The sequence below is a fragment of the Pseudomonas sp. AP42 genome, assembly GCF_001728935.1.
In the GTDB taxonomy this organism is placed as follows: domain Bacteria; phylum Pseudomonadota; class Gammaproteobacteria; order Pseudomonadales; family Pseudomonadaceae; genus Aquipseudomonas; species Aquipseudomonas lactis.
Genome location: NZ_LYSO01000043.1, coordinates 1 through 22584, shown reverse-complemented (window position 1 = coordinate 22584; position 22584 = coordinate 1). Strand labels below are relative to the sequence as shown.

Sequence of the window (22584 nt, the reverse complement as noted above, 5' to 3'; positions counted from 1 at the left end):
AAAGAAACTTCCCCAGGTATGAGTGGGAAGCTTCTGCATAGCTTGAGAGTCTGTAATCTCGTGCGGCGTCCTCTATCCACCCTTGTATCTGTCGGTATTCAGCCGGCAGGCCAACAGAGAGAGGGTGCTCATGACGTATTCACCGAGCGTTAAACAGTTTTTTTCCAACGCCTCGCTGGCTCATTTGCCTGCCGCGCAGCGAGTTCTATTTGAGCAATGGGGATGCGGCCCTTCAGCGCTGACCGCCTACGCCAACGTACACCACGCCATCGAAGCACAAGCGAAGTTGGCGCCACACGCCACAGCGGCGGTGTGCGCGGGCCAACGTATCAGCTATGAACAGCTCAACCGACAAGCCAACCGTTTGGCTGTGTACCTGCTTGCAAAGGGTGTGAAGCGGGGTGACACGGTGGGGTTGTTCGTCGAACGTTCGATTCCCATGCTGGTCGGGCTTCTGGCGGTGTTGAAGGTGGGGGCCGCGTATGTGCCACAGGACGCCAGAATCGTGCCTACCCTGCAGTTGGGCATGGTTCTGGAGTCGTTGTCCAGTCCGGTCATTCTGACGTTGTCGAACTTGCTGGAGCACATTCCGGCAGACGCGGCCTCCCGCTGCTTGTGTCTGGACACGTTCATTGCGCAAACCCCTTGGGTGGCTGAGAACAATGATGGCGTGTCCGCCGAGGTCAGTCCCGATGGCCTGTGCTTTGTGCTGTTTACTTCCGGAACCACTGGGCGTCCCAACGGCGTGTGTGTCAGCCACCGCAACGTGTGCAACATTCTGTTGACCCAACCTGGGCAGATGGGAATGGCGCCGGGGCGCACTGTTGGGCAGATTCTCAATATCGGCTTTGATATGGCCGCCTGGGAAATACTCGGTTGCCTGGCGCATGGCGCGACCTTACTGATTCGCGGCAAAGATATCGCGCAGACAGCGGCCCAGTGCAACGTGTTGATCGCAACGCCATCGATACTGGCCACCCTGGACCCTTTGCAATGTCCCGACCTCAAGTACGTTGCGGTGGCCGGAGAGGCCTGTTCCCAAGCGCTTGCAGACCGTTGGGCCGAACACTGTACGTTCTACAACGGGTGCGGGCCCACCGAAACCACCATCGTTAACACCTTGCACCTGCACGTACCAGGCACGCCGTTGACTATCGGCAGGCCAACACCGAACAACACCGTCTATGTGCTCGATTACCAGGGGCGTGCCTGCGCGATAGGCGAGATGGGTGAGATGTGGGCCGGTGGTACGGGGGTAACGGCGGGCTATCTGAACAACAAGGCATTGACGTTGGACCGGTACCGACCGGATCCCTTTCGCGGCGGCGATGCGGTGATGTTTCGTACGCGAGACCTTGGGCGCTGGGTAGCTGACGGCCGACTCGAACATTTAGGTCGTGTGGATGACCAGGTGAAGGTTCGCGGTTTTCGCGTAGAGCTGGACGCGGTGTCGGCCGCTTTGGAGGCCGGTGCGAACTGCATGCGCGCGGTCACGTTGAAGCTGGACAATCGTACGTTGGTGGCCTTTGTCTCCCCAGCCAACGCTGACATAGAGGCTTGCCGGTTGGCCTGTCAACAGCGCCTGGCCTACTACTGCGTGCCGCAGTTCATCTACGCGGTGGAGGATTTTCCCCTGACCGCCAGGGGCAAGATCGACAAGGCACTGTTGCTGCAAGTGGCCCGAGAGTCGCAGGTGGCGGCGCAAGCGGTTTTGACCCAGGAGCCTGGTCATGATTGATGCGCTGACCCGTACCGTTGTGCCGCCCAAGCCAGCGCTTTGGCGACGCTGGGCTTCACTGCCGATGTTTTCTTATTACCACCGCCTGGCTTCAGGGGTTTTGATTGGCAACGCTGTGTTTGTGCTGTTGGCTCTGGACCTGCAAGCCATTGCGGTGCAGACGCTGTCGGACATGGTGCTGATTAACCTGTCGATCGCCATCCTGATTCGCCAGCAATACCTGATCAATGGCCTGTTTTGGCTGGCGACGCGGATACCGCGTACATGGCCGCTCGGTGTGCGGCGAAGCGCAGCCAAGGTGTACCACTTCGGCGGGCTGCACAGCGGCGCAGCCTTGGCGGCCACGGGATGGTTTGCGGGCTTGGTCGGTGTGCAGGTCACGCAGTATCTGCAGCAACCGGACAGTGTTTCGGCAGGTTCGCTCGGGGTCAGCGTGTTGCTGCTCAGCGTGTTGCTGTTCATGGTGGTTATGGCTCAACCACGTATTCGAAGCCGCTTTCACAACGGGTTTGAACGGGTTCATCGGTTTGCCGGTTGGAGCGCGTTGCTGTTGTTCTGGTGGCAAACGTTATCGACCACATCGAACCTGTTGCACAGCCTTTCGTTCTGGATGCTGGTCCTGCTGACCCTGAGCATCCTGCTGCCCTGGTTGCGGCTGCGCAAGGTTGCCGTTGAACACACGCGGCCTTCCACACATGCCGTGATTACGCGCTTGAGCCACACCTCGCCATTCGCCGGTTCATCCAGCGCAATCAGCCGCAGCCCGCTGTTGGAATGGCACTCCTTTGCCAATATTTGCGCGCCAGGCGAGGCGGGGTTTCGCCTGATCATTTCCCGCGCAGGCGATTGGACCGGGGAGTTTATCGAGGACTTGCCCCGCTATGTATGGGTCAAGGGCATTACCACCGCCGGCGTTGCCAATGTAGAAACCCTGTTCAGGTCTGTGGTGTACATCGCCACAGGCAGCGGGATTGGGCCTGTCATGCCGCATTTGCTCGCAGCGAAGGTACCTATTCAATTGATCTGGTCCACGCGTAGCCCGAGGAAGACCTACGGCGATGAACTGGTGGAGGAGATTCTGCGGGCCCAGCCACATGCAGTGATCTGGGACACCGATGAGCGCGGTAAGCCTGACCTGGTGCAGTTGGCCTATGGCGCGGTGCAAGCGTGCGGTGCCGAAGCGGTGATTTGTATTGCCAACCAGGCGTTGACTCAACGCGTGGTGCAAGAGTTGGAAGCGCGCGGAATACCCGCCCAGGGTGCCATCTGGGATTCCTGAGACAGCCTGAAGTGTGAGCGATATCAATCAAATCGTTGGAGATGCCTATGAATGTTTTAATGGAACGTCATGACCGCGTGGTCCTGATCAAGCTCAACCGCCCTGAAGCCAAGAATGCGCTGAGTTCGGCGATGATGAAGGCGTTGATCGGCCATTTGGCTGCAGTGGACCAAGACCTTGGGGTCGGGTGTGTGGTGATTACGGGAACCCGCGAGTTTTTTGCGGCAGGGGCCGATATCAAAGAAATGAGCGGCAAATCCTATCTGGACATGCTCAACGAAGACTACTTCGCCGGCTGGGAAGGTTTCACCCGTTTACGCACCCCCACGATTGCCGCAGTGACAGGCTATGCGTATGGCGGCGGCTGCGAACTGGCGATGATGTGCGACATGATATTCGCCGCTGATACCGCCACTTTTGCCCAACCAGAAATCAAGCTGGGGGTTATTCCGGGGATGGGGGCGACCCAACGTTTGACAGGGTTGATTGGCAAGGCCAAGACGATGGACCTGGTATTGACGGGGCGGCCAATGACCGCCCAGGAAGCCGAGCAGGCGGGGTTGGTGTCTCGCGTTTACCCGGCCGCGAACTTACTGGATGAAGTACTGGCAGTGGCGGCACAAATTGCCTCCTTTTCTCGAACGGCCACCCGCGCAGCACGACAGGCGGTGGAGCAATCCCTGGAGGTCGGCTTGCACGAAGGTGTGCGTCAGGAGCGTAGGTTGTTTCATGGCCTGTTCGCCACGCCTGATCAGCAAGAAGGCATGCAGGCGTTTCTTCGCAAACGACAGCCATTGTTTAACCAGCGCTAGAACGGAGTGGATCTACCAGCGCGTCTACTACAAAAAAACTACAGTCAACGGGGAATAAGCCTACGTGAGATTCGTCTCATAACACTTTTCCCCTGCGGCCACTGGCCCTGGAGTTTTTTATGGTTGATCACTCTTTACCGCCGCGTCCGCCTCTTAGTACCGCCAGCCTGCTGGTCAGGCTGGCGTGTATTGGGGGCGTAGTGGCGGTGGTGGTAGGGGCATTTGCCTACGTCAATGGCACGCTCGACCCACAACGTCTGCGGCCAAAGACCTTGGTCAATGCCCTGGAAACCAATAACGGCGTGCATCCGGGCTTTCGCCGTAACCATGCCAAGGGCGTGTGCGTGGCGGGGTATTTCCAGAGCAGTACCGAGGCCCGTGCGTATTCCAGTGCCCAGGTGTTCAGCGAGGCCAAGACCCCGATCATTGGCCGCTTTGCCTTGCCCAGCGGCAACCCCTACGCGCCGGACAGCAGTGTGCCGATTCGCAGCTTTGCCGTGCAATTCAGCCAGGCCAACGGCCAGCAATGGCGTACAGGGATGAACAGCATGCCGGTGTTCCCGGTGGGCACGCCCGAGGCGTTCTACCAGTTGCTCAAGGCCGGTGCGCCAGACCCGGCCACGGGCAAGCCGAACCCCTCGAGCATGCCGGCGTTTTTTGCCGCACACCCCGAGACCGCGCCGTTCCTGGCCTGGGTCAAGACCGCCAAGCCATCGGCCAGTTACGCGACTGAAACCTATAACGGCATCAACGCGTTTTACCTGGTGGCTGCCGATGGCACACGCCAGGCCGTGCGTTGGGAGGTGATGCCCGAGAGCCAGGACGCGGCGGGTGATACCGCCCCTGCGGGCAGTGACTTCCTGGAGCAGGATTTGGTACGACGCCTGGCTGCCGGGCCGTTGCGTTGGCAGTTGAACATGACCCTGGCCAACCCAGGCGACCCATTGGATGACGCGAGCAAAACCTGGAGCGGCGCACACAAGGTGCTCAACGCTGGCACCCTTGTGCTGCAAAGCAGCCAGCCCCAGGCAGACGGCGATTGCCGCGATATCAACTTTGACCCGCTGATTCTGCCCAGTGGTATCCAAGCCTCCAACGACCCCTTGCTGGCCGCACGTTCGGCCGCGTATGCCAGTTCGTACCTGCGCCGGGCCGGTGAAGTCAGCCCGTTGCACAGCGCCCCTCAGGAGTCGAAGCCATGAATGCTCAACCACGGTTCTTTGCGCCCCTGGCGCGCGTGCTGCACTGGCTGATGGCGTTGATGATCATCGCCATGCTGTTTATCGGTGCGGGCTTGGCGGCGTCAGTGTCGGAGCGTCATGAGTGGCTGATCCACCTGCACAAGCCGCTGGGCATTGCGATTCTGGCGCTGGTGATCGTGCGCCTGGCGGTACGTTTCTCGACGCGCCAGCCGCCGTTGCCAGCGGATTTGCCGGTGTGGCAAAGGCTGGCAGCCAAGGCTTCCCATGTGCTGTTGTACGCCTTGATGCTGGTGTTGCCGCTGCTGGGTTGGGCGATGATTTCAGCGGCCGGTGACCCGGTGATGCTCAGCAGTAACCTGCAACTGCCCGCGCTGGTGGGGGCGAATGCGCCGTTGTTTGCGTTGTTGCGCAAGGCTCACGGTTATTTAGCCTATCTACTGTTTCTCACTGTGCTGGTGCATCTGGCGGCCGCGTTGTTCCACGGTCTGATCCGCCGCGACGGCGTCTTGCAAAGCATGACCGGCAGTAAGGATTGACCGCTTTTTGTGGCGAGCGAGCTCGCTCGCCACAAAGAGCTTGTCACAGGGGTTAGCGCAAACGCTCGACGATATCAGCGACGCTGCTCAACACGTCCTTGCCCAACTGTTTCGAACGATCGCCTGACCAGCCAGTTCGCAGGTTGGGGGCGTCGTCGTTGTCCTTGAAGGGCATTTCCAGGGTCAGGGACAGGCAGTCGTACTTTTCTCCCACCGCGTTGCAGGCCAGGGTCATGTTGGCTTGGCCGGGCAGGTCGCGGGTGTAGCCGTGGGTGGTCTGGAAGTCCCGGGTCAGGTGGCTCAAATGGCTGCGGAAGTGTTTTTCCAAAGCTTCGATACGCGGGGTGTAGCCCGGGTTGCCTTCGCAGCCGGCGGTGAACACGTAGGGGATTTCTTCATCGCCGTGGATGTCGAGGAACATATCCACGCCGTATTTTTCCATCTGTTGCTGGACGAACAGGACTTCGGGGCTGAGTTCCTGGCTGGCGCTTTGCCAGGCGCGGTTGAGGTCCTGGCCCATGGCATTGGTGCGCAGGTGGCCATGGAAGGCGCCGTCCGGGTTCATGTTCGGAACCAGATACAGATCAGCGACGGCCAGCAGTTTTTTCAGTTCGTCGTCGCCGTCCTTTTGCAGGCGCTCAATCACGCCCTCCATAAACCATTCGGCCATGTGTTCGCCGGGGTGCTGCTGGGCGATGATCCACACCTTGCGCCGGCCTTCGATCCCTTTGCCACGGCGCAGCAGTTGGATATCGCGGCCTTCAGCGCTCTTGCCGGTGGCCAGCAGGGTGACCCCGGCGTACTTCAGAGCTTGCTCGATCAACCAGTCATGGCGTTCACGGCTGTAGGGTTCGAAGTAGGCAAACCAGACGTACTTTTGCCGGGTCTGGAGGGTGATGTGCAGGATCTCGCCATCAAAGCGCGTCGGTACCCGGAACCAGTTGATATGGTCGTAGGACGCCACGGCGTTGTAGCCGCTCCAGGCATTTTTGTAAGACGAGCGCCCGGCGTTGCTCAAGCGAAAGGTATGGGTGTGCCCCACATGCATGCCTTCGGCCTTGAAGTGGAACCATTGGTAGTGATCGCTGCGGGTGTCGGGTTTGATTGCCAGCAACAACTGATAGGCGTCACTGGCATCCAGGACCTGGATGTTGCCGCTGTCGAAGTCGGTGCTGATCTTGATGGAGGTCAAGGCCACGGTCATAGTCTGGTTGCCTGAATATGAGTGATGTGGCGGCTATCTTACACAGGGGTTCGGTAAAACCTGGATGCAAAAATTGTTGCAGGGGGAGGGGGCGTCATCCGTGACGCCGCGGCAGCTTAGAGTCTATGAGATTGATTCTCAAGCGCTAATTCGCAGATATACGGGCTAGAGCGTTCGGACGACTTTCTTTGAGCGATAGTCTTTTGCTACCATGCGCGCCATCAAGCAACACACAGTCTTCATTAGCCTGAAGCCACGCCAGGGAAACTGGCAAAAAAAAGACCCGGCCAAAGAGCCGGGTCAAAAACCGTGATTAGCCTGATGAGGAGATATTCCAAGAGTCCGACCTAAGGTCTCTTGGTCTATCGACTGATCTCGCGATCAGCTGAGCCCAATAATAATCATTATCATTTGCAAGTCAAATGTTTTTATCCATGGGATAGAAATATTTTTCTTTCGTGCCTGCTACGCGTTTGCCGCCGCCCCTGGCGCCTGCAACGACCGCTCCACCATCGCTTTCGCCATATCGATCAAATACACCACCGAAAACGCCAGATCACGCTGGTTGCCTTGATGGCTGCACGCCGATTCGTAGGCGGTAGCCGCTGCACTGCGCAACAAGTCCGAGGCGTGTATCAGGGCTTCCTCCTGGCTCACTTCGGGTTTGATCGCGAACATGGCCCCGTCCGAGGCCGGCGTCGACCGATTTTCTTTCAAGTAGTAGTCCAGTGCGCGCTGGGCCGCGCCACTGCTGCACATGTCGTTTACTTCAGTCAGTTCGGATGTTTCGGGCGTTGGGTGCGTGCGGGTCGTCATAAGCGGCAGTACTCCGGTGGGTGTCGAAATCCTTGGGCTTGATGATAGTACGTATCGTATTCCTGTCGTTTTATGGATTACTACAAACTGTTTATTGCCCGCAAAAATGGGCGCCGTATTGTGATGCGCCATGGATAACTGGATAGCGTTGGTCAAAGCCAACATGAAAGACCGCAAGGTCACGCAGGATGAACTGGCGCAGCGCCTGGGCATGTCCCAGGGCGGCATCGGCCATTGGCTCAATAAACGCCGTGTGCCGAGCCTGGCGGACATGAACCGCGTACTGGCCGAACTGGGGTTGGGGTATTTGGAGGTGGCGCTGGAGATTCGTGAACGGGCCACGCAAGCGCCTGAACTGCAAGCGCACTACAACCCGTATTTCCGCTACCCGGTCAGCGACTGGAAGCAGGCCTGCGAGCTGCGTGAAGAGCGGGCACCTTATAGAACCGAGCGCTACGAATTGACCGATTACCACGCTCAAGGTGAGGCATTCTGGTTGCCGGTGACAGGGGACGCCATGACTGCGCCCACGGGCATGAGCATTGCGGCTGGCATGATGATCCTGGTTGACCCGGCCATACCGCCCGAGCCCGGCAAACTGGTGGTGGCCCAATGGGCCGGTAACCCCCACGCCACCTTTCGCCAATTGCAGGAAGAGAGCGGCCAGCACTACCTGGTGCCGCTCAATCCCACTTACCCCAAGGTGTTGCTTACCGACGGCTGTCGCCTCCTGGGTGTGGTGGTGCAGGCCACGGCGAAGTTCTAGTCGGCCGTTTCAAGCTCCACCAACGCGCTGCCTTCGGCCACCATTTCACCTTCCTGGCAGAACAGCGCCTTGACCACACCGGCGTGGGGCGCACGGATGCTGTGTTCCATCTTCATGGCTTCGAGTACCACCAGTTGAGTACCAGCCTCAACGGTTTGACCCACTTCTACGAGTACTCGCACAATGCTGCCGTTCATGGGGGCAGTGAGGCCGCCCTGATGAGATTGATTAGCCTCGACCGCCGCAATCGGGTCGAACAGGCTGACGGCATGCATCTCACCGTCCCAACGCAGGTACAGGCTGCCTTCATTGCGCACCGCCAGATGGGCACGGCGCACGCCCTGGTGTTCAGTCAGCAATTGTTCGCCGCATAACTGCGCTGAGTGGCCGGCCAGTGTCATCAGCCGATCCTGTCCATTGCAGCTCAGGTGCAGCGACACCTCGGCAGGCAAGCCCGCACGAAAGCCCTGGTTATTTGCCCAAGGCCCATCACCCACCGGCAAGCTCTGCATAAACGCCGCGCCCGCCGCCTGCCAGAACTCATCGTTCAAGGCCCCTGGCGTCGGCAACAGCTCATCCTGATAGCGCGGAATAAACCCGGTGTCCAACTCGGCCGCGGCAAACGCAGGGTGCCCGATGATGCGGCGCAAAAAGCCCAGGTTGGTCTTGAGCCCGCCGACTGCAAACTCATCCAGCATGCTCAATAAGCGCAGGCGCGCCTGTTCGCGGTCTTCGCCCCAGGCAATCAACTTGCCGAGCATCGGGTCGTAGAAGGGCGACACGCTGTCGCCTTGCTCGACGCCGCTGTCCACGCGGCGCCCAGCGCCAGGGCGGCACTCGCGGTACAGCGCCAGGTGCCCGGTGGCCGGCAGAAAGTCATTGGCCGGGTCTTCGGCATACAGCCGCACTTCAATCGCATGACCGTTCAACGCGACCTGCTCTTGCGTGATCGGCAGCGCCTCGCCCTGGGCCACCCGAATCTGCCAGGCCACCAGGTCGAGGCCGGTAATCGCTTCGGTCACCGGGTGCTCGACTTGCAGCCGCGTGTTCATCTCCATGAAGAAAAACTCGCCACGGGCATCCAGCAAAAACTCCACCGTGCCCGCGCCGACATATCCGATGGCCTGGGCAGCGCGCACGGCTGCTTCGCCCATGGCCTTGCGCTGCTCCACACTCAAGCCGGGCGCCGGGGCTTCTTCCACGACCTTTTGATGGCGCCGCTGGATCGAGCAGTCGCGTTCATTGAGGTACAGGCAATGGCCATGCTGGTCGGCAAACACCTGGATCTCCACATGCCGCGGCTTGAGCAGGTATTTCTCCACCAGCATCTGCCCGTTGCCGAAGGACGACAACGCCTCACGCTGGGCGGAAGCCAGGGCTTCGGCCAATTGGCTGACATCCTCGACCACCTTCATGCCCTTGCCACCGCCGCCCGCCGTGGCCTTGAGCAGCACCGGGTAGCCGATACGTTCACAGGCGGCGCGGAAGGTCTCCAGGTCCTGGGCCTCGCCGTGATAACCCGGCACAAGGGGTACGCCAGCCGTTTCCATCAGGGCCTTGGCCGCGGATTTGCTGCCCATGGCGTCGATGGCCGAGGCGGGCGGGCCGAGGAAGATCAGGCCTGCCGCCTCGATGGCCCGGGCAAAGCCGGCGTTTTCTGAAAGGAAGCCGTAGCCGGGGTGAATCGCCTGGGCGCCGCTGGCGTGGGCGGCGGCAATCAGTTTGTCGATTTGCAGGTAACTGTCGGTGGCTTTGCTGCCGCCCAGGTCGACGCGGATATCGGCTTCACGGCTATGGCGGGCATCGCGGTCGATGGCGCTGTGCACGGCTACGGTGGTCAACCCCATGGCCTTGGCGGTGCGCATGACCCGGCAGGCGATCTCGCCACGGTTGGCCACCAGAACGGTGGTGAGTGTGCTCATGAGCGCGGCTCCTGGTCTTGCCAACTTGGCGCACGCTTTTGCAGAAACGCGCGCAAACCTTCCTGGCCCTCGGCGCTCACCCGAATGCGCGCAATGGCGTTTTCGCAATAGCGGCGCAGCGCGGGGGTGAGGGCACCGTTGCCCACTTCACGCAATAAATCCTTACTGGCACGCATGGCCGCCGGGCTGTTTTGCAGCAGGTTGGCGACCCACTGGTCCACCTGTTGATCCAGAGTCTCGGCCGGATAACTTTCCGCCAGCAAGCCGATCTCCCGTGCGCGTTGGCCGCCGAACCGCTCGGCCGTCAGTGCATAGCGACGGGCAGCGCGTTCGCCGATGGCCTGCACCACGAACGGGCTGATCACCGCCGGTGCCAGGCCGATACGCACTTCCGACAGGCAGAACTGCGCATCATCGGCGCCGATGGCCATGTCACAACAACTGATCAGGCCCAGCGCGCCACCGTAGGCGGCGCCTTGTACCACCGCCAGCGTGGGGATTTTCAGCTTGGACAGGTTGTACATCAGCTCTGCCAGTTCCCGGGCGTCGTCCAGGTTGGTGTGGTAGTCCAGCTCGGCCGATTGCTGCATCCAGGCCAGGTCGGCACCGGCGCTGAAGTGCTTGCCACGCCCGCGCAGTACCAGGAAACGCAGGGACGGGTCGCCTTGTACGCGGTCAAGGGCCAGGATCAGCTCGCGGATCATCTGGGCGTTGAACGCGTTGTTCTTGGCTTCACGGCTGAGCCACAGCGTGGCAAAGCCACGGCGGTCGGTGATCAGTTCGAGGGTGTTGAAGTCGCTCATGCAAGGAGCTCCATGATAATGAGAGGCCTCCTGTAGGAGCGAGCTTGCTCGCGAAGATCGTCAACGATAACGCGGGGCTTGAGAATGACCGCGTTGCCCTGAGGTTCTTCGCGAGCAAGCTCGCTCCTACAGGTTACATGCGGAACACGCCAAAGCGGCTCGGCTCGATGGGGGCGTTCAGTGCGGCGGACAAGGCCAGGGCCAGCACGTCGCGGGTCTGCAGCGGGTCGATCACGCCGTCATCCCACAAGCGCGCGCTGGAGTAGTAGGGGTGGCCCTGGGTTTCATACTGGTCGAGGATCGGCTGCTTGATCGCGGCTTCCTCCTCGGCACTGAAGCCGTTGCCGGCGCGCTCAGCCTGTTCGCGCTTGACCTGCACCAGCACCCCGGCGGCCTGTTCGGCCCCCATCACGCCAATGCGTGCGTTGGGCCACATCCACAAAAAGCGCGGGTCGTAGGCGCGGCCACACATCCCATAGTTACCCGCACCAAAGCTGCCACCGATGATCACGGTGAATTTCGGCACCTTGGCGCACGCCACGGCGGTGACCAGCTTGGCGCCATGCTTGGCAATGCCGCCGGCCTCGTACTTCTGGCCGACCATGAAACCAGTGATATTTTGCAGGAACAGCAGGGGAATTCCGCGTTGGCAGGCCAGTTCGATAAAGTGCGCGCCTTTTTGCGCGGCTTCGGCGAACAGGATGCCGTTGTTGGCCAGGATCGCAATCGGGTAGCCATGCAAATGCGCAAAGCCACACACCAAGGTGGTACCGAACAAGGCCTTGAATTCATCGAACACCGAGCCGTCCACCAGCCGTGCGATGACTTCGCGCACATCAAAGGGTTGCTTGGCATCCGCCGGGATCAGGCCGTACAGCTCGTCGCTGCTGTACAACGGCGCCACCGGTGGGCGTCGCAGCAGCTCACCTTGCTTGCGCCAATTGAGGTTGGCCACGCTGCGCCGCGCCAGGGCCAGGGCGTGTTCATCGCTGTCGGCATAGTGGTCGGCCACGCCGGAGACCTTGCAATGCACATCGGCACCGCCCAGGTCTTCGGCGCTCACCACTTCACCGGTGGCGGCCTTCACCAGTGGCGGGCCGGCGAGGAAGATGGTGGCTTGCTGGCGCACCATGATCGCTTCGTCGGCCATGGCCGGCACGTAGGCGCCGCCGGCGGTGCACGAGCCCATCACCACGGCGATTTGTGGAATACCCTGGGCGCTCATGTTGGCCTGGTTGAAGAAGATCCGCCCGAAGTGCTCGCGGTCGGGGAATACCTCGTCCTGGCGCGGCAGGTTGGCACCACCGGAGTCCACCAGGTAGATACACGGCAGGCGGTTCTGCTCGGCGATGGTCTGGGCGCGCAGGTGTTTTTTAACGGTCAGCGGGTAATAGGAGCCGCCTTTGACCGTGGCATCGTTGGCCACGATCATGCATTCGACGCCTTCCACCCGGCCGATGCCGGCAATCACTCCGGCCGCCGGGACGTCTTCGCCATACACTTGGTGAGCGGCCAGTTGGCTCAGCTCCAGAAACGGCGAGCCCGGGTCGAGCAGACGGTTGATGCGCTCGCGGGGCAACAGCTTGCCGCGAGAGGTGTGGCGCTCCTGGGCCTTGGCGCCGCCACCTTGGTGGACGTGGGCGAGCAGGCTGTGCAGGGCGTCGACCTGTTCAAGCATCGCCGCTCGGTTAGCGGCGAATTCCGCCGAGCGCGGGTTGAGCTGGGTGTGCAGGGTGGCCATCGTGCACTCCTTCAGCGGGTTTCGTTGAACAGTTCGCGACCGATCAACATCCGCCGAATCTCACTGGTGCCCGCACCAATTTCGTAGAGCTTGGCGTCACGCAGCAGGCGCCCGGCGGGGAATTCATTGATATAGCCATTGCCGCCCAGAATCTGGATCGCATCCAGGGCCATTTGCGTGGCGCGCTCGGCGCTGTAAAGAATCACGCCCGCGGCGTCCTTGCGTGTGGTCTCGCCGCGCTCGCATGCCTGGGCCACCGCGTAGAGGTAGGCACGGCTGGCGTTGAGTTGGGTGTACATATCGGCGACCTTGCCCTGGATCAGCTGGAACTCGCCGATGCTCTGGCCGAACTGCTTGCGGTCGTGGATGTAGGGCACGATCAAGTCCATGCATGCCTGCATGATCCCGGTAGGCCCACCGGAGAGCACCACGCGTTCGTAATCCAGGCCGCTCATCAACACTTTCACGCCGCCATTGAGCACGCCGAGGATGTTTTCTTCGGGTACCTCGACATCGTCGAAAAACAGCTCGCAGGTGTTGGAGCCGCGCATGCCCAACTTGTCGAATTTGTTGCTGCGGCTGAAGCCTTTCCAGTCGCGCTCGACAATGAAGGCGGTGATGCCGTGGGGGCCTTTTTCCAGGTCGGTCTTGGCGTAGATCACGTAGGTATTGGCGTCCGGGCCGTTGGTGATCCAGGTCTTGCTGCCATTGAGTACGTAGTGGTCGCCGCGCTTGTCGGCGCGCAGTTTCATCGACACCACGTCAGAACCGGCATTCGGCTCGCTCATGGCCAGGGCGCCGATGTGCTCGCCGCTGATCAGCTTGGGCAGGTACTTGAGTTTTTGTGCGTGGTTGCCGTTGCGGTTGATCTGGTTGACGCACAGGTTGGAGTGCGCGCCGTAGGACAACGCCACCGAAGCCGAGCCACGGCTGATTTCTTCCATGCTCACCACATGGGCCAGGTAACCCAGGCCGGCACCGCCGTACTCCTCGGGCACGGTGATGCCCAGCAGGCCCATGTCGCCGAACTTGCGCCACAGGTCAGCGGGGAACAGGTTGTCGATGTCGATCTGGGCCGCGCGCGGTGCGATCTCCTTGGCCACGAAGGACTGCACCTGGTCGCGCAGCATGTCGATGGTCTCGCCGAGGGCGAAGTTCAGGGACGGGTAACTCATGGACAGGCACCTTAATGTGAGCTTTGTTGTTGTGTGGGCGGGGCGCGGGAGGAGGGCGCTCACCTTTACGTTAACGTAAGCTTGCGTTACGACGCTGTCAATCGTAGTTTACGTATACGTCAACCTACAAAAAAGATAACAGGGGTCGTTATGGATCAACCGCACCCGAGCTACAGCCGTGGCTCCCAGGACAAGACTTTGCTGGCCATGACCATTGGCCAGGCATTCGATCACACCGTCGCGCAGCATCCACAGGGCGAAGCCTTGGTGGTGCGCCACCAGCAGCGGCGCTACACCTGGCGGCAACTGGCCGAGACGGTTGAGCTGCACGCCCGCGCATTCCTCGCCCTGGGTATGCAAACCGGTGACCGCCTGGGTATCTGGGCGCCTAACTGTGCCGAGTGGCTGATCTGCCAGGTGGCGAGCGCCAAGCTCGGGGTGATCCTGGTCAATATCAACCCGGCCTATCGCAGCAGCGAGTTGGACTACGTGCTCAAGCAGTCGGGCTGCCAATGGCTGGTATGCGCCGGTTCGTTCAAGACCTCTGATTACCACGCCATGCTCCAGGCGCTGAAGCCCCAGCTGCGCGGCCTCATCAGCCTCGACCCCAGCCCGCCGCCGGAATTCATGCCCTGGTCGCAGTTGGCGGCCCTTGGCGCAGGCGTGCCGCCCGAGCAATTGCACAGCCGCCAGGCCAGCCTGCATTTCGATCAACCTGTGAATATCCAGTACACCTCCGGCACCACCGGCTTCCCCAAGGGCGCCACCCTCAGTCACCACAACATCCTCAATAACGGTTACATGGTCGGTGAAAGCCTGGGCCTGACGGCAGGGGATCGCCTGGTGATCCCGGTGCCGCTGTATCACTGCTTCGGCATGGTCATGGGCAACCTCGGTTGCATCACCCACGGCACTACCATGATCTACCCCAATGACGGTTTCGACCCGCTGCTGACGCTGAGCGCCGTCGCCGAAGAAAAAGCCACCGGCTTATACGGCGTGCCGACCATGTTCATCGCGCTGCTCGATCACCCGCGCCGGGCCGAGTTCGACCTGTCCAGTCTGCGCACCGGCATCATGGCTGGGGCGACATGTCCGATCGAGGTGATGCGTCGGGTCATTCATGAGCTGCACATGAGTGAAGTGCAGATCGCCTACGGCATGACCGAAACCAGCCCGGTGTCGCTGCAGACCGGCGCGGATGACGATATCGAACGGCGTGTCACCACCGTGGGCCGCACCCAACCGCAACTGGAAACCAAGATTGTCGACGAGGCTGGTAACACCGTGGCGCGCGGCATGATCGGTGAGCTGTGCACCCGGGGTTACAGTGTGATGCTCGGTTACTGGAACAACCCTGAGGGCACCCGTGAAGCCATCGACGACGCCGGCTGGATGCGCACTGGCGATCTGGCGACCATGGATGATCAGGGTTACGTGTGCATCGCCGGGCGTAACAAAGACATGATTATTCGCGGGGGGGAGAACGTTTACCCCCGGGAGCTGGAAGAATTTTTCTTTACTCATCCGGCCGTAGCGGACGTGCAGATCATCGGTGTTCCAGATGAGCGTTACGGCGAAGAGATTGTTGCCTGGATCAAGTTCCATCCCGGGCAGGTGGCCAACGAGCTGGAGCTATTGAGCTGGTGCAAGGACCGTATCGCCCATTTCAAGACGCCCAGGCATTTCAAATTCGTGGATGAGTTTCCGATGACGGTAACGGGCAAGATCCAGAAATTTCGCATGCGGGAGATCAGCATAGAGGAATTGGCGTCTACTCGTGGCTGAGGGAGGGTTTAATCGCGGTGTGGGGTATGTGGATACCCCTCTTTGATGGAGCAATGATCGGATATTGATTGTTTGTTCTGTCAAATGGAATTCGGTAAATGAGCGATCTTGATCAACGCGATAGCAGTCAGTCGGGGGCGGCGCAGAGTGTGCACGCGAATGTCATACTGGATCGGGTGCCATCTTGGTATGACGGCGCTACTGCCAAGCACAAAAAGGCATTCGCTGAAACACAGTTAGTCGTGCCGCAGTGGTATACAAATTTATCGCCGCAGAGAAAGTTGGTCGTGACGACGGCCTATACGCGTAGTTTTAGAGCACTGAACAAGCTGGATGCAAAGTTCAGTAAAATGCAAGGTGCTGTGACGTTCTGCGAGCCTCTTCTAGTGGCGGCAATGAAAGAGGAGTTTGGTGAGGATTATGATGTCAGGCGGCTGTTTTTTGCGCGCAAGGTATTTGTGCCTGCTGATCGCTCAAAAGTTTTTGGTCTGGAGGCCACTGGATATTGCCGCTATGAAGGCGTCAGTTTAATCGAGGCCGCGTTAAATAACTTCGCGACCGAAGAGACGCTTGAAGTGGCTGACAAGGATGCCAGTATCATCACACGGTATGATTTTCACGAGCGGTCTCTTGCATTTAATGAGGCCGAGGTCCTCGCTCGTAAAACTCCGATAAAACCCTCCTTGTTTGCAAGTCTGTGCAGAACGTTGGATTTAGGCGCGCAATACTTGAGGCATGTTGAGTCGTTTGTCAGCCCCGTCGATACACCCAACTTAGCTGCGGGTACCTCGGCAAGAGCCCTTCGTCACCTGATGATTGGCGCGACCATGCAGCAGTTGACGTTCGCCGCCGAAGTGGCGCTTGAGCGCCGGCACATCAAGAAAGAGGCCTACCAACTGATACAACAGTTGGTGTGGCATCAGAAGGAACTGACGTGGCTGGGAAAAACAGTCAGTTGTTCATGTTTGAACGTGTTGGGGCAGCCGTTGGCGAAAATTATTGTTATCGGTCATTTGAATATTTACCCCGTGCACGGTGTATTTGTGTACAAGCGCGAACCCTGTTTAGTATTCATTCCGGGAGATCCTGTTTGCATGCTAAAGGAGTACGAAGGCTTAAATGACTTCAAAGTCGATTTGGTGGAGCGATTATGCCAAGCGGATTACCGGCTCTTTTTCAGTCAGTTCGTTCCGCACGCGAGCCGGTCACAATTTTTTACCAAACTGAAGCGGCACCTTGATCCCACTGACCAATTTTCTGAACTTAAAAATTTTGATGCCAACAAGAAAGACATAAGAACATTCACCATGGGTTACGGGCTGCGTCTTTCGTTGTTGTGGCAAGACTATGCTCGGCAAAACGTCGATCTCATGCTCAATAACGCCCAGGCGATCGCCGTTTCCACCGATGCGGCAGAGGTGCGTGCGCGTAACGCGTGGCTGCTTAAGTTAGGCAGCACGGCTCTGAATGTTTTGAACGTGGCAGTCCTTGTCTTTCCAGAACTGGCGCCCGTCATGTTGCTGGTTGGCGCGGTGCAAATGCTGCATGAGGTCGGCTCAGGTATAGAGGCGTGGGAAGAGGGGGATAAAAAAGCCGCATGGGCCCACGTTTCAGCCATCGTCTTCAATGCGGCAACAACGTATGTGGGCGCCAAGTTGTTACCGCTTGTCAAGACAGCATTTGTCGAGAGCCTGGCCCACGTGCGTTGCCCTGACGGCAATATCCGGCTGTATTCTCCTGACCTCAAACCCTACCAGCGACAGGTCACACTGCCCGATGGGCTCTCAGCCAATGAGCATGGCTTATATGAACATGAAGACGGCTTATACCTGCGGGAAAACCATACGTATTACCGGGTGGAGAGGGTAGGGACCAGCAATGACTATAAAATCCTGCACCCGGACAACGCGGCAGCTTACACCCCAAAGGTAAGCCGTACGAGCGCTGGCGCTTGGGCCCATGAGCATGAAAGCCCGCTGACACTGACCGATTCGCAGTTGATGCAGCGGCTTGGCCCGACAGCAGAGCGTTTTGCAAATGAACCCCTCAAGCTTGAACGCATTGTGCAAATGTCTGAAACCAATATGGACGCTCTGCGCAAAATGCATGCAGATCAGTCACCACTGCCTGGCCTCCTGGCCGATACCTTGAAGCGATTGGAAATGGACAGTGCAGTGGCGCAGGAACCCAACACGGTCAGCGCCTCACAGAGGGCGGCGCACCTGTCTGAGCTTTTCGCTCAACGCTATGCCGCTGCCGAGAGCGCAGGCAGCGAGGCCGCAAGGTTGATCAAGCGTGTGTTTCCCTCGCTTCCCCAATCCGTTATTGAAGAACTGTTGAACGCTGCCAACTCTGCAGAAATGAGGAGTCTCACCGAACACAATCGCGTGCCGTTGCGCCTGGCGGAAGAGGCTCGCCATTATCAACAGCAAGTGCGTTTGGCGCGGGCTTACGAAGGGCTGTACCGCAAGACCCTGGGTAATGACGATACACAACGCATGGTGCTGCACAGCCTGAGTAAGCTGCCTGGTTGGCCCAGCGACCTGCGCATCGATATCGTCGAGCGGCTGCCCGTAGGGGAGCGTCTGCTGGATTCATTGGGACCTGCGCATGCGGCCGTCAAGCGTCGCTTTATCAAGTTTGGCTCCCAAAATCTTTATGAAGTCCAAGACGATAAGTTTGCGATATTGAGTTCGCAGGCGGATATCTATGGGGCTGTCCAGTCGGCGGTTTCGCCCGAAGATTGGAGGGCGATGAAATTGACCGCTCATGATCGTGGCGCGAGCCTGAAACAGGCGCTGGAGCACATGTCGCTGATGCCGCGCGATGAACTGCGCAGGCTGTTAGGGATGCAGCCTGTCAAACCACGCTACAAACCGCCAATGCGTCTTGCCGATGGGCGCATGGGTTACCCGTTGAGTCCGGTAGTTGGCGCGGGGCGTCGGCCTTATGCGTGTGAAAGGGCAGCGATAGATCTTTATCCGTCACAGTCCATTGAGGAGGTGGAGCAAATGTTGGGGTTGCAAGGCGTCAGCGATATTGCGTTCCTGGCAAAAATGGAAGCACTCAATCGCGAGTTTACGCAACTCAAGACCGACCTGGACGCTTGGCGCGACGCAGGAGAGCAGCAACAACGCAGGGCCCGAGGTCGGGTCGCCAATACACTCAAAGACGCATGGCAGCGTAGGTCATCGCAACAAGCCCAGGCTTCCGAGCAGGAGGGGATGAAATACATCCTGCGCTTGGCCGATGAGCAAATTGGTGAGTTACCTCCGATTACGGCGAACATGGATCATGTGGACTGTCTTGATTTATCGAGAATGTATCTTTCGGATGCATCCTTGCCCTTTTTGAATGGGTTTGGCGGTTTGCGCTGGTTGGATATCAGCTACAGCAACTTCACGCGTTTGCCGGAGTTCGCCAAGGGTGGCGCGGGTCTGACCACGCTCAATTTGAGCGACAATGACATACGGCTGACGGGGCAAAGCCAGGCACGCCTCCAGGGCATGCGGAGTTTGACCACACTGAATCTCTCCCACAACCGTCATTTGGGATGGGCCGCCGACCTGAGCAACATGCATGATTTGAACCGGCTCAATCTGGCGAATACCGGAACGACAACGTTCCCCAGAGGCGTCGAACATCTGAATAACTTGGCCTGGATCGATCTGCATACAAACGCGATGACTGAATTGCCTCAGTACGCCCTCGATCATCCAAGTCGAATCAGTGTGCATGATAATCCTATATCGCAAGAGCGCTTTCCCGATGACCACGTCACCCTCGTCGAGGGGCGCAGGTTATGGCTGCACGATTCTCCCGCAGACATGCAAACCAGTCGCGGCGATATGTGGGACCAGCTCAGCTCCAGTCCTCAGGCTGAGGCGTTTTTCGCCGTGGTGGCGGACACGACACGTTGCGCAGAGTACGTATCCGGCGCCACTCGACCGCAGTTGGCCGAGCGCGTCTGGGACATGATTAAAGCGGTCTATGAGAATCAAAAGACCCGTGACGTATTGTTTAAGTCCGCTGATGGCCGCGCTACCTGTGGTGACGGAAGCGTACTTGAGTTCATGAAGCTGGAAACTGAGCTGTTAGTAGAACAGTCGCGTGAGAGGGTGGGGGAGCATGAGGTAGAAGCGACCTTTATCAGCACTGGCGAGCGGCTTTTTCGCCTGAGGTTGGTGGATATCATCGCTCAGCGTGATGTCGAGGCGCGAGGGCCCGACTTTGCGGAGGAGACCGAAGTTGTTCTTGCGTATCGCACCGGCTTGGCACAGCGGCTGAATTTGCCGATCAAAACCTTCGAAATGCTCTATCGCCAAACCGCGGGTGTGAGCTCAGAGACACTTGATGCTGCTTATCTAAAAGTGCTTGAGGACGAAAAAAATATGAGTGAAAAGAGTCGTTTTTTTGTAGACATGGCGTTTTGGAGGAAGCAGCTTCGCGCCCAATATACACAGGAACTCAACGCCCTGACGGCCACCGATTTTGAGTTGATAACTGAAACGCGAGAGGCATTGGAAGAGGTGACTGAACTGCAAAAAAGCCAGGGTCGCCCTGTAGATCAAGAGGCAAAGCGGGTGTGGCAGCGGGACTACGACGAAGCGATTGACAGCGTTGCTAACCTGCTGGGTAAGAACCGGGATGAGATTCTGACCGACGGTTCCATGACCGATGCTTTTTATAACCAGCAAATGAGACAACTGGGGGCGCAGCGACAAGCCAAGGAGACAGCGGCGATGCTGGCCCTGACGGTCACAGTGCTTAACAATTTCTCAGCGAAGAAGGTGGCATCCGCGTAAGTCAAAAAGTGCGAGCAGCACAAAGGGGACCCGAAGGTCCCCTTTAATTTGTCGTTGCGTGCTCTTTTTTTATTATTGAGGGGCGGCCTGTTGTTGTTTTTGGTAGCCGTGGCCCGTACCGCTTTTTTTGGCGACCCCCATCCGGGGTCAAGAGCAAACGTATTTTTTTGAACGCTGACCTGCTTCTTCGTAAACGATCCAACCAGTGGGTAGCTACCTGAGGTAGTTTTATTTTTCTCTATCCGGTTGCGGGTTGCGGCATGCCGTACCCTGGGAAGCACATCTTCTCCAAAAAAATCTGTTAGCTGCGTCTCTGCCGTGTTGTTTTTGTTATGTCAGAGTCGTTTCGTCTTATTTTTATTAGGTTTGGCGCTTTTTATTCTTGTTATGCCATAGAGATAGCAGAAGGCGTGCCAACTTTTTAAAAGCCTTTTAAATCAATGAGTTAGTTTTTTGGTCGGCGTTTTCGTTCAGTCGGTGCGGCCGATTTTGTTCCCGCGTTACCCGTTATGCCGGGGGGCGGTAACACATTGTCACAGCTATGCTACTCACCCGGCGTTACGCACCTTCGCCACGCGGGACCCGGTTGGCCGTCCCAGCACCTGGCTGATCTGTTGGCCGGCGCCAATCAGGCGTTCCAGGTCGATACCCGTGTCGATACCCAGGCCGTTGAGCAGGTACAGTACGTCCTCAGTGGCGACGTTACCGCTGGCGCCTTTGGCGTAAGGGCAGCCGCCCAGGCCGGCGATAGAGCTGTCGAACACCGTGATGCCTTCCAGCAGGCTGGCATAGATGTTGGCGATGGCCTGGCCGTAGGTGTCGTGGAAATGCCCGGCCAGCTTGTCCCGTGGCACGTGCGCGCCGACCACTTCGAACAGGCGTCGGGTAGCGCCCGCGGTGCCAGTGCCGATGGTGTCGCCCAGGGACACTTCATAGCAGCCCATGGCATACAACTCGCGGGCGACCGCCGCCACTTGCTCCGGGGCGATCTCGCCTTCATAGGGGCAACCCAGCACACAGGACACGTAACCGCGTACGCTCACGCCGTGCTGCTTGGCCGAGGCCATGATCGGCGCGAAGCGCTCCAGGCTTTCGCTGATCGAGCAATTGATATTGCGCTGGGAAAACGCCTCGGAGGCCGCCGCAAACACCGCGACTTCCTTGACCCCGGCCGCCAGCGCATCCTCGAAGCCGCGCAGGTTCGGTGCCAGGGCACCATAGGTCACACCAGGCTTGCGCTGGATCTGTGCAAAGACTTCGGCGGAGCCGGCCATTTGCGGCACCCACTTGGGTGAGACAAAACTGCCGACTTCGATGTAGCTCAAACCGGCGGCGCTCAAGGCGTCTACCAGTTGGACCTTATCCGCCACGCTAATGGGCTGGGCTTCGTTCTGCAAACCGTCGCGCGGGCCGACTTCAACCAGGCGTACGTGGGAGGGGAGAGACATGGCAGTTACCTTCTGGTCAATGGCCGGCTTGGCTGATGGTCTGCGCCAGGGCCTGGGTGCAACGCTCTTCAGCGGTGTCCAGTTCCAGCTTCATCTGTTCGATATCCAGCAGTTGCTGTTCCAACTGCTCACGGCGTTCGGCAATCTTGGCCAGCATGCTGTTAAGTTGGATCTGATTGCCGCCGGTGGGGTCGTAGAGTTCGATCAACTCGCGGCATTCGGCCAGGGAGAAGCCGATGCGCTTGCCACGCAGGATCAGCTTGAGGCTGACCTTGTCGCGCCCCGAGTAAATGCGCTCCTGGCCCCGACGCTCCGGGGCCAGCAAGCCTTGTTCTTCATAGAAACGAATGGCGCGGGTGGTGATGTCGAGCTCGCGGGCGAGGTCGGAGATGCTGTAGGTGGTGCTCATGGCAGTGCTCAAGAAAGTCTTGGCGCTAAGCTAATTACAGGTTGACGTAAACGTCAAGGGCCGCTGCGCAGCCCATCGGAAGCAAGCCCACAGACATAGGTATCTACACAACTTCTGGGCTGTAGCAGCAGACGGTAACC

Annotated in this window: 16 protein-coding genes; 8 read left to right on the top strand and 8 right to left on the bottom strand. The window is 59.0% G+C overall.

All coding sequences use genetic code 11. From position 1 onward, the window contains the following. The first annotated feature begins 130 nt into the window (after nt 1–130). From A7K61_RS16825 to A7K61_RS16805, 5 genes are all read left to right on the top strand, one after another. On the top strand, nt 131–1738 hold the full coding sequence (locus A7K61_RS16825) for an amino acid adenylation domain-containing protein (protein ID WP_069557965.1): 1608 nt from the start codon (nt 131–133) through the stop codon (nt 1736–1738). Then, complete coding sequence (locus tag A7K61_RS16820) at nt 1731–3017, top strand: hypothetical protein (protein ID WP_069557964.1); 1287 nt, start codon at nt 1731–1733, stop codon at nt 3015–3017. Before A7K61_RS16825 ends, A7K61_RS16820 begins: the two co-directional genes overlap by 8 nt. A gap of 47 nt (nt 3018–3064) precedes the next feature. Beyond that, entirely contained in the window at nt 3065–3829 is a 765-nt protein-coding gene (locus tag A7K61_RS16815) for an enoyl-CoA hydratase-related protein (protein ID WP_047711187.1), read from the top strand. 119 nt (nt 3830–3948) lie between these two features. After that, nucleotides 3949–5031 (top strand): catalase family peroxidase, encoded by a 1083-nt coding sequence (locus A7K61_RS16810; RefSeq protein ID WP_047711186.1) that lies wholly within the window; start codon nt 3949–3951, stop codon nt 5029–5031. After that, nucleotides 5028–5567 carry a cytochrome b gene (locus A7K61_RS16805; protein WP_032896571.1) on the top strand — a complete coding sequence of 180 codons (540 nt, stop codon included), beginning with the start codon at nt 5028–5030 and terminating at the stop codon, nt 5565–5567. Before A7K61_RS16810 ends, A7K61_RS16805 begins: the two co-directional genes overlap by 4 nt. A gap of 52 nt (nt 5568–5619) precedes the next feature. Here A7K61_RS16805 and A7K61_RS16800 read toward each other — a convergent pair whose 3' ends face one another. Continuing rightward, complete coding sequence (locus A7K61_RS16800) at nt 5620–6771, bottom strand: M14-type cytosolic carboxypeptidase (RefSeq protein WP_069557963.1); 1152 nt, start codon at nt 6769–6771, stop codon at nt 5620–5622. Between the two features lie 465 nt (nt 6772–7236). After that, nucleotides 7237–7530, bottom strand: a complete 294-nt coding sequence (locus tag A7K61_RS16795; RefSeq protein WP_044274680.1) for a DUF6124 family protein — start codon at nt 7528–7530, stop codon at nt 7237–7239. 187 nt (nt 7531–7717) lie between these two features. Between A7K61_RS16795 and A7K61_RS16790 the strand changes: the two genes are divergently transcribed. After that, nucleotides 7718–8353 carry a LexA family transcriptional regulator gene (locus A7K61_RS16790; protein WP_044274660.1) on the top strand — a complete coding sequence of 212 codons (636 nt, stop codon included), beginning with the start codon at nt 7718–7720 and terminating at the stop codon, nt 8351–8353. On the opposite strand, the gene A7K61_RS16785 is transcribed toward A7K61_RS16790, so the two are convergent. From A7K61_RS16785 to A7K61_RS16770, 4 genes are all read right to left on the bottom strand, one after another. Then, on the bottom strand, nt 8350–10275 hold the full coding sequence (locus A7K61_RS16785; RefSeq protein ID WP_069557962.1) for an acetyl/propionyl/methylcrotonyl-CoA carboxylase subunit alpha: 1926 nt from the start codon (nt 10273–10275) through the stop codon (nt 8350–8352). The genes A7K61_RS16790 and A7K61_RS16785 overlap by 4 nt on opposite strands. Continuing rightward, nucleotides 10272–11078, bottom strand: a complete 807-nt coding sequence (locus tag A7K61_RS16780) for a gamma-carboxygeranoyl-CoA hydratase (protein ID WP_044274658.1) — start codon at nt 11076–11078, stop codon at nt 10272–10274. Before A7K61_RS16780 ends, A7K61_RS16785 begins: the two co-directional genes overlap by 4 nt. A gap of 133 nt (nt 11079–11211) precedes the next feature. After that, a complete protein-coding gene (locus A7K61_RS16775; protein WP_069557961.1) occupies nt 11212–12819 on the bottom strand; it encodes a carboxyl transferase domain-containing protein in 1608 nt (535 codons plus the stop codon). Between the two features lie 11 nt (nt 12820–12830). Further along, a complete protein-coding gene (locus A7K61_RS16770) occupies nt 12831–13994 on the bottom strand; it encodes an isovaleryl-CoA dehydrogenase (RefSeq protein WP_032896578.1) in 1164 nt (387 codons plus the stop codon). A gap of 150 nt (nt 13995–14144) precedes the next feature. Here A7K61_RS16770 and A7K61_RS16765 point away from each other — a divergent pair, with 150 nt between their 5' ends. Together A7K61_RS16765 and A7K61_RS16760 are read left to right on the top strand one after the other, a co-directional pair. Next, nucleotides 14145–15782, top strand: coding sequence for an AMP-binding protein (locus tag A7K61_RS16765; RefSeq protein ID WP_069557960.1), 1638 nt, complete (start codon nt 14145–14147; stop codon nt 15780–15782). A gap of 98 nt (nt 15783–15880) precedes the next feature. Next, nucleotides 15881–20587, top strand: a complete 4707-nt coding sequence (locus A7K61_RS16760) for an NEL-type E3 ubiquitin ligase domain-containing protein (RefSeq protein WP_240661750.1) — start codon at nt 15881–15883, stop codon at nt 20585–20587. A gap of 548 nt (nt 20588–21135) precedes the next feature. Here the strand turns inward: A7K61_RS16760 and A7K61_RS16755 are convergent. Then, nucleotides 21136–22035: a hydroxymethylglutaryl-CoA lyase gene (locus A7K61_RS16755; protein WP_044274655.1), complete on the bottom strand. Its 900-nt coding sequence runs from the start codon at nt 22033–22035 to the stop codon at nt 21136–21138. 16 nt (nt 22036–22051) lie between these two features. Further along, complete coding sequence (locus tag A7K61_RS16750; RefSeq protein ID WP_032896584.1) at nt 22052–22444, bottom strand: MerR family DNA-binding transcriptional regulator; 393 nt, start codon at nt 22442–22444, stop codon at nt 22052–22054. Nucleotides 22445–22584 lie beyond the last annotated feature (140 nt).